This window comes from Nonomuraea sp. NPDC005983, assembly GCF_040614375.1.
Lineage (GTDB): Bacteria > Actinomycetota > Actinomycetes > Streptosporangiales > Streptosporangiaceae > Nonomuraea.
Genome location: NZ_JBEXUP010000185.1, coordinates 1 through 15,030 on the forward strand (window position 1 = coordinate 1; position 15,030 = coordinate 15,030).

At 71.5% G+C, this 15,030-nt stretch carries 14 protein-coding genes and 1 pseudogene; 10 read left to right on the forward strand and 5 right to left on the reverse strand.

What is annotated here, in order from left to right:
• Positions 1-107: 107 nt before the first annotated feature.
• Complete coding sequence (locus tag ABZ297_RS42360; protein WP_355358708.1) at positions 108-350, forward strand: hypothetical protein; 243 nt, start codon at positions 108-110, stop codon at positions 348-350.
• A 142-nt stretch (positions 351-492) separates the two neighbouring features.
• Here ABZ297_RS42360 and ABZ297_RS42365 read toward each other — a convergent pair whose 3' ends face one another.
• Positions 493-2,262 carry a glycoside hydrolase family 9 protein gene (locus tag ABZ297_RS42365; protein WP_355358743.1) on the reverse strand — a complete coding sequence of 590 codons (1,770 nt, stop codon included), beginning with the start codon at positions 2,260-2,262 and terminating at the stop codon, positions 493-495.
• A 178-nt stretch (positions 2,263-2,440) separates the two neighbouring features.
• Here ABZ297_RS42365 and ABZ297_RS42370 point away from each other — a divergent pair, with 178 nt between their 5' ends.
• The 6 genes from ABZ297_RS42370 to ABZ297_RS42395 all read left to right on the forward strand — a co-directional run bounded on the left by ABZ297_RS42370 (position 2,441) and on the right by ABZ297_RS42395 (position 7,257).
• Complete coding sequence (locus tag ABZ297_RS42370) at positions 2,441-3,490, forward strand: Xaa-Pro peptidase family protein (protein WP_355358711.1); 1,050 nt, start codon at positions 2,441-2,443, stop codon at positions 3,488-3,490.
• A 24-nt stretch (positions 3,491-3,514) separates the two neighbouring features.
• The gene (gene efp / locus ABZ297_RS42375) at positions 3,515-4,075 is read left to right on the forward strand and encodes an elongation factor P (RefSeq protein ID WP_350806642.1); all 561 of its coding nucleotides are present in this window, start codon (positions 3,515-3,517) and stop codon (positions 4,073-4,075) included.
• Positions 4,076-4,486: a transcription antitermination factor NusB gene (gene nusB, locus ABZ297_RS42380; protein WP_355358714.1), complete on the forward strand. Its 411-nt coding sequence runs from the start codon at positions 4,076-4,078 to the stop codon at positions 4,484-4,486.
• Between the two features lie 124 nt (positions 4,487-4,610).
• The gene (locus tag ABZ297_RS42385) at positions 4,611-5,363 is read left to right on the forward strand and encodes a methyltransferase domain-containing protein (RefSeq protein WP_355358717.1); all 753 of its coding nucleotides are present in this window, start codon (positions 4,611-4,613) and stop codon (positions 5,361-5,363) included.
• A 53-nt stretch (positions 5,364-5,416) separates the two neighbouring features.
• Positions 5,417-6,658, forward strand: a complete 1,242-nt coding sequence (locus ABZ297_RS42390; RefSeq protein WP_355358720.1) for a DNA polymerase IV — start codon at positions 5,417-5,419, stop codon at positions 6,656-6,658.
• Positions 6,659-6,861: 203 nt separating this feature from the next.
• Positions 6,862-7,257, forward strand: coding sequence for a DUF3040 domain-containing protein (locus ABZ297_RS42395; RefSeq protein WP_355358723.1), 396 nt, complete (start codon positions 6,862-6,864; stop codon positions 7,255-7,257).
• Between the two features lie 65 nt (positions 7,258-7,322).
• On the opposite strand, the gene ABZ297_RS42400 is transcribed toward ABZ297_RS42395, so the two are convergent.
• The 3 genes from ABZ297_RS42400 to ABZ297_RS42410 are packed head-to-tail and all read right to left on the reverse strand — an operon-like array spanning position 7,323 to position 11,991.
• Positions 7,323-9,764 (reverse strand): DUF3488 and transglutaminase-like domain-containing protein, encoded by a 2,442-nt coding sequence (locus tag ABZ297_RS42400; RefSeq protein WP_355358726.1) that lies wholly within the window; start codon positions 9,762-9,764, stop codon positions 7,323-7,325.
• On the reverse strand, positions 9,761-11,017 hold the full coding sequence (locus tag ABZ297_RS42405; protein ID WP_355358729.1) for a DUF58 domain-containing protein: 1,257 nt from the start codon (positions 11,015-11,017) through the stop codon (positions 9,761-9,763). The genes ABZ297_RS42400 and ABZ297_RS42405 overlap by 4 nt, the downstream gene beginning before the upstream one ends.
• Positions 11,014-11,991, reverse strand: coding sequence for a MoxR family ATPase (locus ABZ297_RS42410; protein WP_355358732.1), 978 nt, complete (start codon positions 11,989-11,991; stop codon positions 11,014-11,016). Before ABZ297_RS42410 ends, ABZ297_RS42405 begins: the two co-directional genes overlap by 4 nt.
• 473 nt (positions 11,992-12,464) lie before the next feature.
• Here ABZ297_RS42410 and mraZ point away from each other — a divergent pair, with 473 nt between their 5' ends.
• The 3 genes from mraZ to ABZ297_RS42425 all read left to right on the forward strand — a co-directional run bounded on the left by mraZ (position 12,465) and on the right by ABZ297_RS42425 (position 14,569).
• Positions 12,465-12,896 (forward strand): division/cell wall cluster transcriptional repressor MraZ, encoded by a 432-nt coding sequence (gene mraZ, locus ABZ297_RS42415; RefSeq protein ID WP_355358735.1) that lies wholly within the window; start codon positions 12,465-12,467, stop codon positions 12,894-12,896.
• A gap of 256 nt (positions 12,897-13,152) precedes the next feature.
• The gene (gene rsmH / locus ABZ297_RS42420) at positions 13,153-14,085 is read left to right on the forward strand and encodes a 16S rRNA (cytosine(1402)-N(4))-methyltransferase RsmH (protein ID WP_355358738.1); all 933 of its coding nucleotides are present in this window, start codon (positions 13,153-13,155) and stop codon (positions 14,083-14,085) included.
• Positions 14,069-14,569 carry a hypothetical protein gene (locus tag ABZ297_RS42425; RefSeq protein ID WP_355358741.1) on the forward strand — a complete coding sequence of 167 codons (501 nt, stop codon included), beginning with the start codon at positions 14,069-14,071 and terminating at the stop codon, positions 14,567-14,569. The genes rsmH and ABZ297_RS42425 overlap by 17 nt, the downstream gene beginning before the upstream one ends.
• Positions 14,570-14,607: 38 nt before the next feature.
• Here the strand turns inward: ABZ297_RS42425 and ABZ297_RS42430 are convergent.
• Positions 14,608-15,030: pseudogene (locus tag ABZ297_RS42430) on the reverse strand (hypothetical protein); the annotation flags it as partial.

Here is a 15,030-nt window from a genome sequence, read left to right on the forward strand (position 1 = left end):
GATGACGACGGCGGCCATCCAGGCCGTGATCGTCGTCCTGTCCGGCTCGGTCGCGCTGCTCGGCGACACCCTGCACAACCTCGCCGACGCGCTCATGGCAGCACTGGATGCGGATGTTCGACGACGCGATCCGCAGCCAGGAGGCCATCGGCGACATCGACCCGCGGGTGGCGGCGAAGGCGCACGAGAAGATCAGGAAGGCGGCCAGGAAGTACGAGGAGGGGCACCAGAACGCGGCGCGCGACCAGGTCGCGGGCGTGCTCCGCGACCTGGTCAAGGCCGCGGAGAAGGGCGACGTTCCCAGCAGCGGCCCGCTGGCCGACTTCCTCGGCGCCTGGCGCGTCCGCTGAGGCGGTGGCCGGGTTCCCCGGCCGTCGGCGCGTCTCCTGAGCCGGCGGCCGGCGCTTCTCCTGAGCCGGTGGCCGGTGCGTCCTTTCAGCCGCCTCCGGGGCCGGGAGCGGTCGTGCGGGCTCCCGCCCCCGGCGCAGGGGCTCAGTCGCGGGACATCAGCGTCAGCGCGTAGACGGCGACGGCGGCGAAGTCGTCGGCCGGTTCCGACGCCTGCCACGACCGCACGTCGTCCACGAACCTGCTGCCCCTGCCCGTGAAGCGGGCGTAGGCGTCCACGCCGTCCGCCGGGCAGGGGGACATGCCGTCGAGGTGGTCGCCGAGGCCCTCGTCGAACAGCGACGCGCTGTTCGGCCCGTTGACCACGGCGCCCCTCGCGGGCCTGCCCGTCAGGTTGGAGATCTGGTAGTGCGGGCAGCGGATCGACCGCTCGCCCACCTCCGCCACGAACGACACGCCCCACGGGTTGGCCCCGAACACCCAGCCGCGCTGCTGCGTCCCGAACGTGTCGTAGGACCTGTCACCGCTGACCGACCGGTACAGCCGCGAGGTGGCCGCCAGGCCGAACGCGTGCGGCACCGCGTCGAACGCGTCGTAGGCCGCGCCCGCGCGGAACGGGTCCTTGGCCGCCCTGGCCGCCCCGATCGAGAGCTGCGCCTTCAGGTCGTCCACCAGCTGGGTCTCGGTGACCGCCAGCATGGACGCGTCCGCCGCCCGCATCGCCCTGACCAGGTCGGTGTGCGCGAGCGCGCTCACGTCGTACAGGTTGAAGGTGTCGCCGCCCGCCTCGTGCGTCAGGTACTGGCGCGCCCAGTGCGCCGACCGCTCAAGCCAGCCGCCCCACCGAGGGTCGCCCAGCCGCAGGCCGGCCAGCGCCAGCTCGGCCCCGCCCAGCTCCATGTCGTCGCGCCAGGCGCTCTCCGGATAGAAGGCGTGCGGCAGGGACGTGACGAGCTGCCCCACGTTCTCCGTCCTGGCCATCGCGTAGACGTCGGCGGCCTTGTCCAGCAGCTCCCTGGCCTTGTCGCGCGACGGCTCCAGCTGCGCGGCCAGGGCGAAGGCGGCCGCCGTACGGCCCGCGAGGTTGGGGCTGATCGGCGCGCCTGGAGGGGCCGCACGGAAGACCGGGCGGTGACGCAGGAACGGGTGCTCGGAGGTGTCGTCGGCCTCGGGGAGCCGCCAGACGTCATGGTCGCCGGAGAACGTGCCCTCCTTGTTGCCCGCGCCGACGCCGACCTGGATGTAGAGGGTCTTGGTCGTCCCGTCCCACATCTTGTCGAGGTACTCCGTCCCGTGGGCGGCCTCGCGGCGCAGGCGCAGGTCGCCCGTGGCGCCGTCGCGGGCCGAGGCCCACAGCAGCGTGTCCACGTACGCCAGGATGTGGGTGAACTTGAGGTAGTCGCCCGCGTCGAACCAGCCGCCCTCCACGTCCACCGGGCCGCCGATCTTCGACAGCTCGCCCTTGATCTCGTCCGTGTCGGGCCCGGTGAAGGCCGGCCACTCGTAGACGGAGGCCGCCCGGTCGTTGCGGTGCCGCCGCCCGCCGTCCTGCTGCCCCTTGAAGAAGGCGAGGATGCTGTCCGCCGGCGAGGCGGGGGCCACCTGGAACGACGGGGACGTCAGCGCGCCCGACCTGATCCGGTACCTGCCCGGCGCGCGCAGCCGCGACAGGTCCAGGTCGTAGACGTGCCCGTAGGAGGCGTTCCACGAGCCGAGGTCGCGGCCCGCCGTCCCCTTCAGCACCTCGCGCCCGTCGCGGTCCACGACGCTGAAACGCGCGCCCGGCGACGGCGCGCGGGTCATCAGGTACGCGTGCTTGGCCTCGGCAGGTCCGAACCCCACCTGGTCGACACGGATGTGGCCGGACGGCTCGGCCTGGGCCATGGCGGGCCCTCCCGTGGTGCTCACCACCATGCTCCCTACTGGGCTCCCTACTGGGCTCCCTGCTGGGCTGCCCACGGTGAGGACGGTCAACGCGATCGCTAAGGCGTGCCTCATCAAACGCTCCCATGGAAGTTAGGAAACCTTCCTAACCCGTTTGGGCGACGGTAGCCGGGCGGACAGGCATGGTCAATACGCGTACATTGACGAAATGACCGTCAACTACCCGGAGCGCCGGGCGCGGCTGGCCGCGCTGCTGCCCGCCCGCGAGGTGGACGCCGTCCTCATCACCTCGCTCGTCAACGTCCGCTACCTCACCGGGCTCGACAGCTCGAACGCGGCCGTCCTGGTCAGGGCCGACGGCTCGGCGCTGCTCGCGACCGACAACCGCTACATCGGCAAGACGCGCGAGATGGACGTGGAGACGGTCGAGGCGGCCGACGTGGCGGCCAGGCTGGCCGCGCCGGGCGTCGGGTTCGAGGCCGCGCACATGAGCGTGGCCACCTTCATCCAGCTGAGCAACGGCCTGGGTGAGGGCCTCATCCCGCTGGAGCCGCTCGTGGAAGGGCTCAGAGCGGTCAAGGACGACGACGAGCTGGAACTGCTCCGCACCGCCTGCGCCATCAGCGACCAGGCGTTCGCCGACGTCTCGGCGCGCATCGCGCCGGGCCTGACCGAGCGGGAGGTGGCCCGCCTCCTCGAGGCCCGCATGGTCGAACTGGGCGCCGACAAGCCCGCCTTCGAGTCCGTCGTCGCCTCGGGCGAGAACGGCGCGATCCCGCACCACGACCCGACCGACAGGCGACTGCGCGCCGGCGACCTGGTCACCATCGACTTCGGCGCCCGCTACCAGGGCTACCACGCCGACATGACCCGCACGCTCTCGATCGGCGAGCCCGCCGCCTGGCAGCGCGAGCTCTACGACCTGGTGGCCGCCGCCCAGCGGGCCGGCCGCGAGGCCCTGACCCCCGGCGCCGCCGCGGGCGACGTGGACGCGGCCGCCCGCTCCGTCATCGAGGCCGCGGGCCACGGCGGGCACTTCCGGCACGGTCTCGGCCACGGAGTCGGGCTGGAGATCCACGAGGAGCCGTTCCTGGGCCCTGCGCGTACCGGTAGACTAGAGGATCGAGTTCCGATCACCGTCGAGCCTGGGGTCTACCTCCCAGGCCGGGGCGGCGTTCGTATCGAAGACACGCTCGTGACGCGTGAAGGCGGGCCGGAACTTTTCACTAAGACGACCAAGGAGCTGCTCGTCCTTTAGAGCGGCCGCACGCGGGAGAAACGAGTGGCGACGACCAACGACCTCAAGAACGGCATGGTGCTGAAGCTCGACGGCGGTGAGCTCTGGGCCGTTGTGGAGTTCCAGCACGTGAAGCCGGGCAAGGGCGGCGCGTTCGTGCGCACCAAACTCAAGAACGTGCTGTCCGGCAAGGTTGTCGACAAGACCTTCAACGCCGGCGTGAAGGTCGACGTGGCCAACGTCGACAAGCGCGAGATGCAGTACTCCTACCGTGACGGCGACGACTTCGTCTTCATGGACACCGAGACCTACGACATGGTCAACGTCGGCAGCGGCACGGTGGGCGACGCCGCCAACTACATGCTGGAGAACACCCTGGCCACGGTGGCCTTCAACGAGGGCGCCGCGCTCTACGTCGACCTGCCCGCCGCGGTCGAGCTGACCATCGCCAACACCGAGCCCGGCCTGCAGGGCGACCGCTCCACCGGCGGCACCAAGCCCGCCACGCTCGAGACGGGCGCCGAGATCAAGGTCCCGCTCTTCATCACCACCGGTGAGCGGGTCAAGGTCGACACGCGCAGCGGCGAGTACCTCGGCCGGGCCTGAGTGTCCGCCCGAGGCAAGGCACGCAGGCGCGCGCTCGACATCCTCTTCGAGGCCGAACTGCGCGGCGAGAATCCGCTGAAGATCCTCGCCGAGCGCGTCGACCGGCAGGAGCCCCCGGTGAACGAGTACACCTCGGCCATCGTCGAGGGCGTCGCCAGGCACCGAGCCCGCATCGACGAGCTGATCACCACGTACGCGGAGGGCTGGCCCCTCGACCGCATGCCCGCGGTCGACCGCAACCTGCTGCGCGGTGGCACGTACGAGCTGCTGTGGATGCCCGACGTGCCGGAGGGCGTGGTCATCAGCGAGTGGGTGCACCTGGCCGGGGAGCTGTCCACTGACGAGTCCCCGCAGTTCGTCAACGGCCTGCTGGCCCGCTTCAAGCAGCTCAAGGCCAGCATCACGCTGTAGCCCCGGCGGCGGCCCGCCCGCGGCGGTCAGGGCGCCTTCCCGCGTCCTGCCCGCGGGGGAGCGGGCGGGGCGGGGAGCGCGTAGGGTGGGCGTGTTCCGTCGTGGAGAGGGAGTTGAGGCGACGTTGCGTGCTGAAGGCGTCACGAGGGCCCCGGCGGTGCGTACCGCCGTCGTCTGGGACGCGTTGCGGGCGGTGCTGGCCGAACGGGCCGAGGCCACCGGGCGCGGGGGGCTCGACATCGTCGACGCCGGCGGCGGAACCGGAGGGTTCGCCGTGCCGCTGGCCGAGCTCGGCCACACCGTGACGGTCGTCGACCCGAGCCCCGACTCGCTGGCCGCGCTGGAGCGCCGGGCCAAGGAGAAGGGCGTGGCGGTCAGGGGCCTCCAAGGAGACGCCGCCGACCTGGGTGAGCTCCTCAGCCGCGACAGCGCCGACCTGGTGCTCTGCCACAGCGTCCTCGAGTACGTCGAGGACCCGCTCAGCGCGCTGAGCGCCGTGGCCGGGGTGCTGCGCGTGGGTGGCGCGGTCAGCGTGCTGGCCGCCAACCCCGTCGCCAGCGCCATCCACCGCGCTCTGGCAGGCCAGTTCGACGAGGCCAGGGCGGTGCTCGACGACCCGAGCGGAAGCTGGGGCGACCGCGATCCCACGCCGCGCCGCTACACCGCCGCGGCCCTCGCGGAGCTGCTCGCCGCCACCGGGTTCACGGTGGGCGCGGTGCACGGGGTGCGCGTCTTCGCCGACCTGGTGCCCAGCAGACTCATCGACGGGGAGCCCGGCGCGGCCGAGTCGCTGGTGGCGCTGGAGCAGGCCGCCGCGACCCACCCGGTGCTGCGCGACATCGCCACCCAGCTCCACGTCCTCGGGCACCGGAGCTGACGATGCCGAAGCGATACAGGTCATAGAACGCGTGTTCGGATAGACTCGGCAGCGTGTCTCGCAAGCAGATCACGGGCATCGGCCCCGCTCCTCAGACCGGGGCCGACGACAGCGGCTGCCCTGTCCTGCACGTCGACATGGACGCCTTCTTCGCCAGTGTCGAGCTGCTCGACCGTCCTGAGCTGAGGGGGCGGCCGGTGATCGTGGGCTCGCTCGCCGGGCGCGGGGTGGTGCTCAGCGCCACCTACGAGGCCCGCGCGTACGGCGTGCACTCCGCGATGCCGATGAGCCGGGCTCGCCGCCTGTGCCCGCAGGCCACCGTCATCCCGCCCAGCCACGGCAAGTACTCCGAGGTCTCCAAGGGGGTCATGGAGATCTTCCACGCGATCACCCCGCTGGTCGAGCCGATCGCGTCCGACGAGGCGTTCCTCGACGTCGGCGGCGCCAGGCGCAGGCTGGGCTCGTCCGGCGTGATCGCCGCGATGATCAGGGCGCAGGTCCTGGAGCGGTACGGCATCACCTGTTCGGTAGGCGTCGCCAGCAGCAAGTTCGTCGCAAAACTCGCCTCAAAGCAGTGCAAGCCCGACGGCCTGCTGGTGGTGCCCGCCGACGAGGTGGTCGACTTCCTCCATCCGCTGCCCGTCTCGGCGCTGTGGGGCGTCGGCGAGCGCACCGAGCAGGCCCTGGTGCGGCTCGGCATCCGCACCGTGGGCGACCTCGCCAGGGTGCCCCCCAACACGCTGCGGCGCGAGCTGGGCCAGGCCGTGGGCGGCCACCTCGCCACGCTGGCCTGGGGGCGCGACGAGCGTCCTGTCACCGCGCACGTGCCCGACAAGAGCATCGGCAACGAGGAGACGTTCGCGGTCGACGTCGACGACCCCGAGGTGATCAAGCGGGAGCTGCTGCGGCTGTCGGAGCGGGTGGCCGCCCGGATGCGTAAGAGCGGGCACGTGGGCAGAACGGTGAGTGTGAAGCTGCGCCGGGCCGACTTCTCCACGATCACCAGGTCTCGCACCCTGCGGGAGCCGACCGACGTCGCCCAGGAGATCTACGCCACGGCCTGCGAGCTGTTCGAGGCGGCCGGGCTGGAACGGGTGCGCCTGCGGCTGGTGGGGGTCAGGATGGAGAACCTGCGTCCCGCCGATTCGGCCACCCGTCAGCTCAGTCTGGGCGAGCGCGAGACGGGCTGGCGCGAGGCGGAGCAGGCTATGGACCAGGCAATCCGAAGATTCGGGCCAGATGCGGTGCTCCCGGCGTCGCTTGTTCGAGGCAGACTTGATGAAATGGAGGAATGACGTCGATGTCGCGACTTCGGGGGAGGGGGCACAGATGGTCCACAATGGAGCTATGACGTCACCTCCGGTTTGGTCTGCGTTGGACGTTTGCTTTCGCCTACGTCTACAGCCTCGTATTCTGGGGATAACCGACCGCGAGGTCCGGACACCCCGTGTCGTCCGTTGCCGTCTTCCCCGTCCTGGGGCCGTCCTTGGGAGGCGCCGTGCCGCTCTCTGAGCACGAGCAGCGCTTGCTCGACCAGATCGAGCAGGCCCTCTACGCCGAGGACCCGAAGTGGGCCAACACCGTAAGGATCAGTGACCCGCGCAGCCACTACAAACGTCGCCTGATCAGGGCCTCCATCGGCTTTGCTCTCGGCGTCGTGCTGTTGATGGTCGGCGTGGTGATCAACCTGATCCCCCTCGGCGTCGGCGGTTTCGTGGTCATGCTCGCCGCGTGTCTGTGGGGCCTGTCGAGCTGGAAACGTATGAACGGGTTCGGCGACTCCGCCCCGTCCTCCGGCACGGCGGCCCAGGGCAAGGGCCCCCGCAGGGGCAGTCGCGCGACCTTCATGGAACGCATGGAAGAGCGCTGGCGCCGGCGCCACGACGAACGTTAGAAGCCCCGAGACGATCGTGCGGCCGTCCTCCGCGGGAGGGGACGACCGCACGATCGCTCTATGAGTCAGGAACCCTTCTGGGCTGCCGTCCGGCGCAACCTGATGTTCTCCAGCCGGTCGAACCCGTCGAGCAGCCGCTCGCCCATCAGCCGCAGCCGGCGCAACGTCGAGGGTGGCAGCAGCACCGCCCGCAGCCGCCTCCCGCGCGACACGGTCGCCGCCAGCGCCAGGCGCACCAGGCGCAGGTCCTTCTTCAACGGCCCGATCTCGCCGGGATTCCTGGCGAACAGCGCCCGTTCCACCGCCGACGCGATCGCCGCCATCGACGCGGCCGACTCGGAGTCGAACTCGTACTGCTCGGTCAGCCGCCGGGCGAGCGCCCGGGGCGTCTCGCTGGGCCCGCGGGCCATCCCGTAGTCGTAGAGCGCGTCGTCCAGTTCCGCCCACGCCGCCGCCACCGACGGATGGCTGTCGGCCACCACGCGGGCCGTCATCTCGTCCGACGGCTCCGACACCTTCCACGCCAGCGCGCGCAGCCGCCTGTTCCTGGTGATCAGCCGTATCCCCGCCGGGATCAGCAGGATCAGCAGCAGCCCGGCCGCGCCGATTCCGATCTTCCCGATCAGCGGCATCGAGTCGTCGGCGGGCAGTCCGGCGGGCGCGACCCCCGCCTCGCGGTCGAGCTCGCGCGGGTTGCGCCGGTTCTGCGGGCCGAGCGGCTCGTCCTCCGCGGAGCTGGTCGAGCCCGTCGTCGGCGTCGAGGCGTCGCCCGTGGAGGGGGCCGGCGGCTGCGTGTAGTCCGGGACGCGGGCGCTGCCCTGGCCGAGCGAACCGGTCGGGGTGGGCTCGAACGGCAGCCAGCCGACGCCTTCGAAGTACAGCTCGGGCCAGGAGTGCGAGTCGTTGGTGCCGACCTGCCACCGATCACCGAGCTTGGTGCCGCCCGTGTAGCCGATCGCCACCCTGGCGGGGATGCCGACCAGCCTGGCCAGCAGCGCCATCGAGGCGGCGAACTGCTCGCAGTACCCGGCCCTGCTGTGCAGCAGGAAGTCCTTGAGCGCGGAGTTGCTGTGGCCCTGCGTCCTGAGGCTGTAGGTGAACTTGCCGGTCCTGGTGAAGAACTCCTGCAGCTTCACCGCCGCGTCGTAGTTGGACTTCGCGTCGCTCGTCACCCTGAGCGCCAGGTCCCTGACCTCCGGCGGGACGTTGTCGGGCACCTTCAGATAGCGCACGTCGGCCGCCGGCTTCGGCTGCGGCAGCGACCGCAGCAGCTCGGGGGTCGGCGCGGGCTCGCGGGTGGCCACCTCGTAGTCGAGCCCGGCGACCTCGTCCCTGGTGGAGAAGACCATCAGGGTGCTGACGTCCGCCCGCCAGTCGCCCTCGACGTTGATCTGCGTCGGCGGGTAGGGCAGGGGCAGGAACGACCGCGCGCACGTCGCACACTTGGCGATCTCGTCGCTGATGCTGATCCTGGTCACCACGTCGGTGACCTTCGTCGACCGGTCCAGGCCGGGCGGCTCGGGCAGCGGGCCGTTGTCCGTCCTGTTCTCCGGCGCACCGTTCGGCTCCGACATGCCGAACTGCTCGCCGTCGAAGGTGTCGAGCGAGTAGATCCGCAGGTAGCGGGGCCTGTCGTCGCTGTTGGTGTAGGTGAGGACGGTCCGCCGTTCCGGCAGTTCGAGCTGGCCCTTCAGGTTCGCGATCGGGTTCGGGATGCTGATCGAGTTGCCCTTGCCCGAGCCCCTGCCGCCCACGCCGAAGGTGAAGAACGACACCGGCTCCATCGGCGGCATCGCCCAGCCGAGCAGCACGGCCAGCGCGATCGCGGCGAACCCGATGCGCTTGCCCGACAGCCGCAGGCCGCTCGTGTCGGCCGTCGCGCGCGGCGCGTCCGGCGACGGGGAGACGGACGAGCGGGTCCGGCGCACCAGCACCGCCCTGCCCCAGTGCCCCACCCGCTCGCGCCCGTCGGCGATCAGCAGGCTGGTGAAACCGAGCGCAGCGAGGATGAACGCGGGCCAGCTGATCGGGTCCGGCAGGATCGTGGCCGGGACGGTCGCCAGCGCCAGGATCGGCAGCCCCGCCAGCGCCGCCCGCCGCAGCTGCGTGGCGAACAGGTCTACGGCGATCGCGATGAGCCCCACGCCGCCGGTCGTCAGCAGCGCGATGGCCTCGTTGGCGGGCACCGGGGCCGCGAAGCGCTGGATGTCGGCCCAGCCGGTGGCCAGCAGCCTGCCCAGCTCCAGCACCGAGCCCTTGGTCGGCACCACCATCGCCCACGCCTCGTGGGAGACGTAGGTCGCGGTCAGGTAGATCCACAACGCGGCCACGCTCAGGAACGGCGCCGACCACGCGGGCAGCGACAGGCGTCCGCTCAGCAGGCTGGCGGCCATCACCACCAGCACCGCGCCCATGGAGCTCCAGAACCAGGACCCGCCCTGGAAGAGCGGGTAGAGCAGGATGGCGGCGGTGAACGTCGCCACCGCCGAGGCGATCGACAGCCTCATGCCGCACCTCCCGACAGCGCGTACCTGCCGCGGTTGGCGGCGTCCTGCCACACCGACGCGATCGAGGCCCCCGCGGGCAGCCGGACGATGCGCCAGCCGTTGCCCGCGAGCACGCCCTGGACGGCCTGGTAGTTCCCGGCCGCGTCCGGCTCGCCGCCGTCCCAGGTGTCGACGTCGAGCAGCACCGCCACCGCGGTGACGCCGCTGTGCCTGAGCCTGGCCAGTTCCCTGGCCTCCTCGGGGTCGAGCGAGCCGAGGACGGCCACGATCAGGCCGTCGCCGCCGCCCTGGCGCAGCGCGGTGACGCCCAGCTCCAGCGAGCGGGCGGCGCTGTGCCGCACCATCGCGAGCGTGTCGAGCAGGGACCAGCTCAGCCCGGAGTCGGTCAGGTGCTCGGCGCCCTGGTCGGTGACCAGGCGCAGGCCGAGGCCCTCGTGGGCGAGGTGCACGCCGATCGAGGCCGCCGCCGAGACCGCCACCTCGAACGACGAGCGCGGGCCCTCGCCGCGGTGGGCGTACCTGCGGGTGTCGAGCAGGAGCGCGCCGCGGCTCTGCCACTGCTGCTCCTCGCGCCGCACCATCAGCTCGCCGTGCCGGGCGGTGGAACGCCAATGGACCCGCCGCAGGTCGTCGCCCTGCCGGTACTCGCGCGGCGCCACATCGTCGTCGCCGGCCGCCGCCACGCTCCTGGTGCGGCTGTCGCCGCCGCCCGTCCACTCGCCCGACAGCCGCACGTGGGGCAGCGCCACCACCTGCGGCACCACCACCAGCGTGTCGCTGATCGTGAACGAGCGGGTCAGCTCCACCAGCCCGAACGGGTCGGCGATGCGCACCGACAGCGGCCCGATCGTGTAACGGCCGCGCAGGTCGGAGCGGACCCGGTAGTCGATCTCGCGGACGCCCCGCGACTCCACCTTGTCCAGCACGAACCTGGGCCGCACCCCCAGCGCGTAGGGGACGGTGTCCTCGATCAGCAGCAGCCCCGTCGGCAGCCGGGTGACGTTCTCCAGCCGCAGCGTCACCGTGGCCTCGCCGCCCACCTCCGCCCGCGGCGGGTCCAGCCGCCTGGCGCAGCTCAGCCGGTACCTCGTCCGCGCGACCACCATCGCGGCCAGCAGCGGCAGCGACGTCACCAGCACCCCGATGCGGAACAGGTCGTTCTCGCCGAGCAGCACGGCCATCAGCAGCGCGGCCACGCCCGAGGCGAGGAACGACCGGCCCCGCGAGGTGAGCGCGCGCAGTCCGGCTCTCACGACGCTCGCGTCTCCGGCACGGGCACGCGCCTGACCAGCTCGGTCACCACCTGCTCGGGCAGGCGGCGCTGGCCCTGGGCCTCCACGCTGGGCAGCAGGCGGTGCGCCAGCACCGGGACGGCCAGCTCCTGCAGGTCGTCGGGGATGACGTAGTCGCGCCCGGCCAGCGCGGCGTGCGCCCTGGCGGCCCTGACCAGCTGCAGCGTCGAGCGGGGCGAGGCGCCCAGGCGCAGGTCGGGGGAGTGGCGGGTGGCCACCACCAGGTCGATGGCGTACTTCTTGACCGGCTGCGAGACGTACACGCCGCGCACCGCCTCGATCAGGGCGCGCACCTCGGCCGTGGTGGCCACCGGCTCCAGCTTGTCGAGCGGCGAGGTGCCGCCGTGCACGTCCAGCATCTCCAGTTCGGCCGTGGGCTCGGGGTAGCCCATCGCGACGCGCGCGGTGAAGCGGTCACGCTGCGCCTCGGGCAGCGGGTAGGTGCCCTCCATCTCGATGGGGTTCTGCGTGGCGATCACCATGAAGGGCGCGTCGAGCCGGTACGTCACGCCGTCGACGGTGACCTGATGCTCCTCCATGCACTCCAGGAGCGCCGACTGCGTCTTGGGGGAGGCACGGTTGATCTCGTCGCCCACCACGATGTTGGCGAAGACGGGGCCCGGCTTGAACTCGAACTCGCGCGTCTGCTGGTTGTAGGCGCTGACACCGGTGATGTCGCTCGGCAGCAGGTCGGGCGTGAACTGGACGCGGCGCACCGGGCAGTCGATGGAGCGCGCCAACGCCTTGGCCAGCATCGTCTTGCCGACCCCTGGCACGTCCTCGATGAGCAGGTGCCCCTCGGCGAGCAGCACGGTGAGCGTGAGCCTGACGGCGTCGCTCTTGCCCTCGATCACCCCTTCGATGGCCTGCCGGATCCGGTGGGCAGTGGAAACCAGCTCCTCGAGCTGGTGAGGGACGTCATGGGTTACTGCCACCAGGCCTCCATGAGAAGTGCGACGGACGTCCCGCGGGAGGATGCCATTGCGGGAGCCATGCCATTCCTTTTCCATTGTCTGTACGACCCTACGACGCTGCGGGTTCTTGAGCGACATTTGCTGATATTCCACCGAACCTGCGAAGTGTCCGCGTTCTAGGTGCAGAGCCGTCCGAATCCTGTGACACTACGCGCCCGCGATCCGCCCCACTTTCCTCCACGCGGACCGGCCCGAAGCGTGGGAGGCCCGAATTCTGCGGGCTTTCCAACCCTCGACACGCCCATGAGGGTTCGGCCGCCCTCCACCGCCCCCCACCCGGCCCCATCGCTCTGACCTGCGGTAACGCGAAGGAAACCGGCGGCGAAGAGGCTGGGAATCAGTTGACGGTGGGGAGAAGTGGAGTATGGTGGTGCGCAGTGGAGGGCACGGTGCGCCAGCGTCGGGCGCTTCACTAGGCACGGGAGGTGGGGCCGATGTTCCTCGGCACCCATCAGCCGCGTCTCGACGACAAGGGACGGCTGTTCCTGCCGGCTAAGTACCGTGAGGAGCTGGCGGAGGGTCTTGTGATCACCAAAGGCCAGGAGCGATGCCTCTACGTCTTTCCCGTGGAGGAGTTCCAGCGCATAACCGAGGCTCTCAGCACCGCCCCGGTCACCGCCAAGGCGGTGCGTGACTACAGCCGTGTCTTCTTCGCCAGCGCGTCCGACGAGAAACCAGACAAGCAGGGGCGCGTCACGATCCCGCAGGGCCTGCGCCAGTACGCGGGCCTGGAACGTGACTGCGTGGTCATCGGGGCCAACACCCGGCTGGAGATCTGGGACGCCCAGTCTTGGGACACCTATCTCAACGCGCAGGAGCAGGCGTTCGCCGATCTGTCGGAGGAGGTGCTGCCAGGGATCTTGTAGTAGCCACGGTCGATCCGTCGGTGATGTCGTTCGGCGAGGTCTCCACCCGCAACCACTGCCGGCCAGCTGATGCACCTTCCCCGGTGTCAGATGGCGGGCGTCCACGAAGAGGGTGCGGATGGGGACCTGGCCGGGCGGCACCGGGGTGGGGCCCAGGAAATCCGATTGATCACCGGACGCGTCATCCGCGAGTCTGGACGCGAGAGGGGGGTTGGAGATGCACGACACCGCTGGCACTGGCGGTCACGTTCCGGTCATGCTCGACCGCGTAATGGAGCTGTTGGCTCCGGCGTTGTCAGGGCCGGAGCCGGTCGTCGTCGACGCCAACCTCGGCCTCGGTGGCCACTCGGAGGCCCTGCTCGCCGCACACCCGTCACTTCACGTGATCGGCATCGACCGCGACCCGTTCGCGATCGACTTCTCCACGCGCAGGCTCGCGCCCTTCGCCGGCCGCACCACACTCGTCCACGCCTCGTCCGACGAACTGGCCGCCGTGCTCGCCCGTGCGGGCCGCGCCACCGTCGACGGCGTGCTGTTCGACCTGGGCGTCTCCTCGCCGCAGCTCGACGAGGCCGAGCGCGGCTTCGCCTACTCCTACGACGCGCCCCTCGACATGCGGATGGACACCGAGCAGGAACTCACCGCGGAGAAGGTGGTCAATTCCTACTCGGCTGCGGAGCTAACCCGCATCCTCCGCGATTACGGAGAGGAACGGTTTGCACCGCGTGTCGCGGCCCTAATCATCAAGGAAAGGGCCAAGGAGGCCATAACGTCGACTAAGCGGCTCGCGGAGATCGTCCGGCAGGCGATTCCCGCCGCGACACGGCGCACCGGGGGCAACCCCGCCAAGAGGACTTTCCAGGCGCTGCGCATCGAGGTGAACGCGGAGCTCGCCGCCCTGGAGGCGGCGCTTCCCGCGGCACTCGACGCGCTGGCGCTCGGTGGGCGAGTGGTCGTGCTCTCCTACCACTCCCTTGAGGACCGGCTCACCAAGCAGGTCCTCGCGGCGCGAACCAAGGACACCAGCCCGCCCGGGCTGCCCGTCCCGCTGCCGGCTCACCAGCCGCGGTTCCGCCTGGTGACGAGGGGAGCCGAGCTTCCAAGCGAAGAAGAGGTGGCCCGCAACCCGCGGGCGGCCTCGGCCCGGCTACGGGCGGCAGAGAGGATCCGTGTTGACGACCAGGACTGAGCAGGAGACCAGGCGGGGTACGCCCGTCCGCGGCGACGTGCCCAAGACCGGCCAGCGCAGGCCCGGAGTGCCACACCAGTCCAAGCCCATCCCGCGGCCACGCCCGTCGACCGAGGGGCCGAAGCCGGGCACGGCACGTCCCGCCGCCGCGCGTCCCGCCCCGGCGGCCGTCAGGCGGCGCCCGGTGGTGCGGCGGCGCCAGCGCGCGCCGTTCGTGCTGCTCGTCGTCGGGCTGCTCTGCGGCGGCCTGGTGAGCCTGCTGCTGCTCAACACCGTCCTGGCTCAAGACTCGATCACCGCGAAGAACCTGCGCGACGAGATCGCGCAGGCCCGCCAGCAGAACGAGGCGACCTGGCAGCAGAACCAGATCGACACCCAGCCGGGCGTCATCGCGACCAAGGCCGGGAACCAGGGCCTGCACCGCGACGACACCATCAACGTCATCAGCTCTGGTGAGAACAACCAGGCGGACCAGGGCCGGTGAGGGAATCGGGCGGCAGGGGGCAGGGCCCCGGCCGCGGCTCAGGCGGCGCCGGCTCTCAGGGAGGGCCCGGCGCCGCTCGGCGTACGCCGGGCGGTCCCGGCCGCCAGGGGCGGCAGGGCGGCTCGGCCCGTTCGGAGGGGGCGGGCCGGCCGCCGTCGCCCGACAACCCGCCGCGTGACGCCGGGAAGCGTCCCGACCCCCTGGACCTCCCCTTCGGTCGCGACCAGGGCGACGCGCCCCGCAACCGCCCCCCGCAGGACCCCACCGGCCGCCCACGCCCCCGTTCCCGTCAGGAGGAGGGCGAAGCCGCACGTGGCCGCTCCCGCGACGAGGGCGGCCGCTCCGGTGACGGTGACGGCCCGCGTGCGCGCGCCCCTCAGGACGGGCGCGACGGGGCGCGGGCGCGCAGAGAGGGCGACGACCCCCGCTCGCGCGGCGCCGCCGAGCGGGCGAGAGGGCGC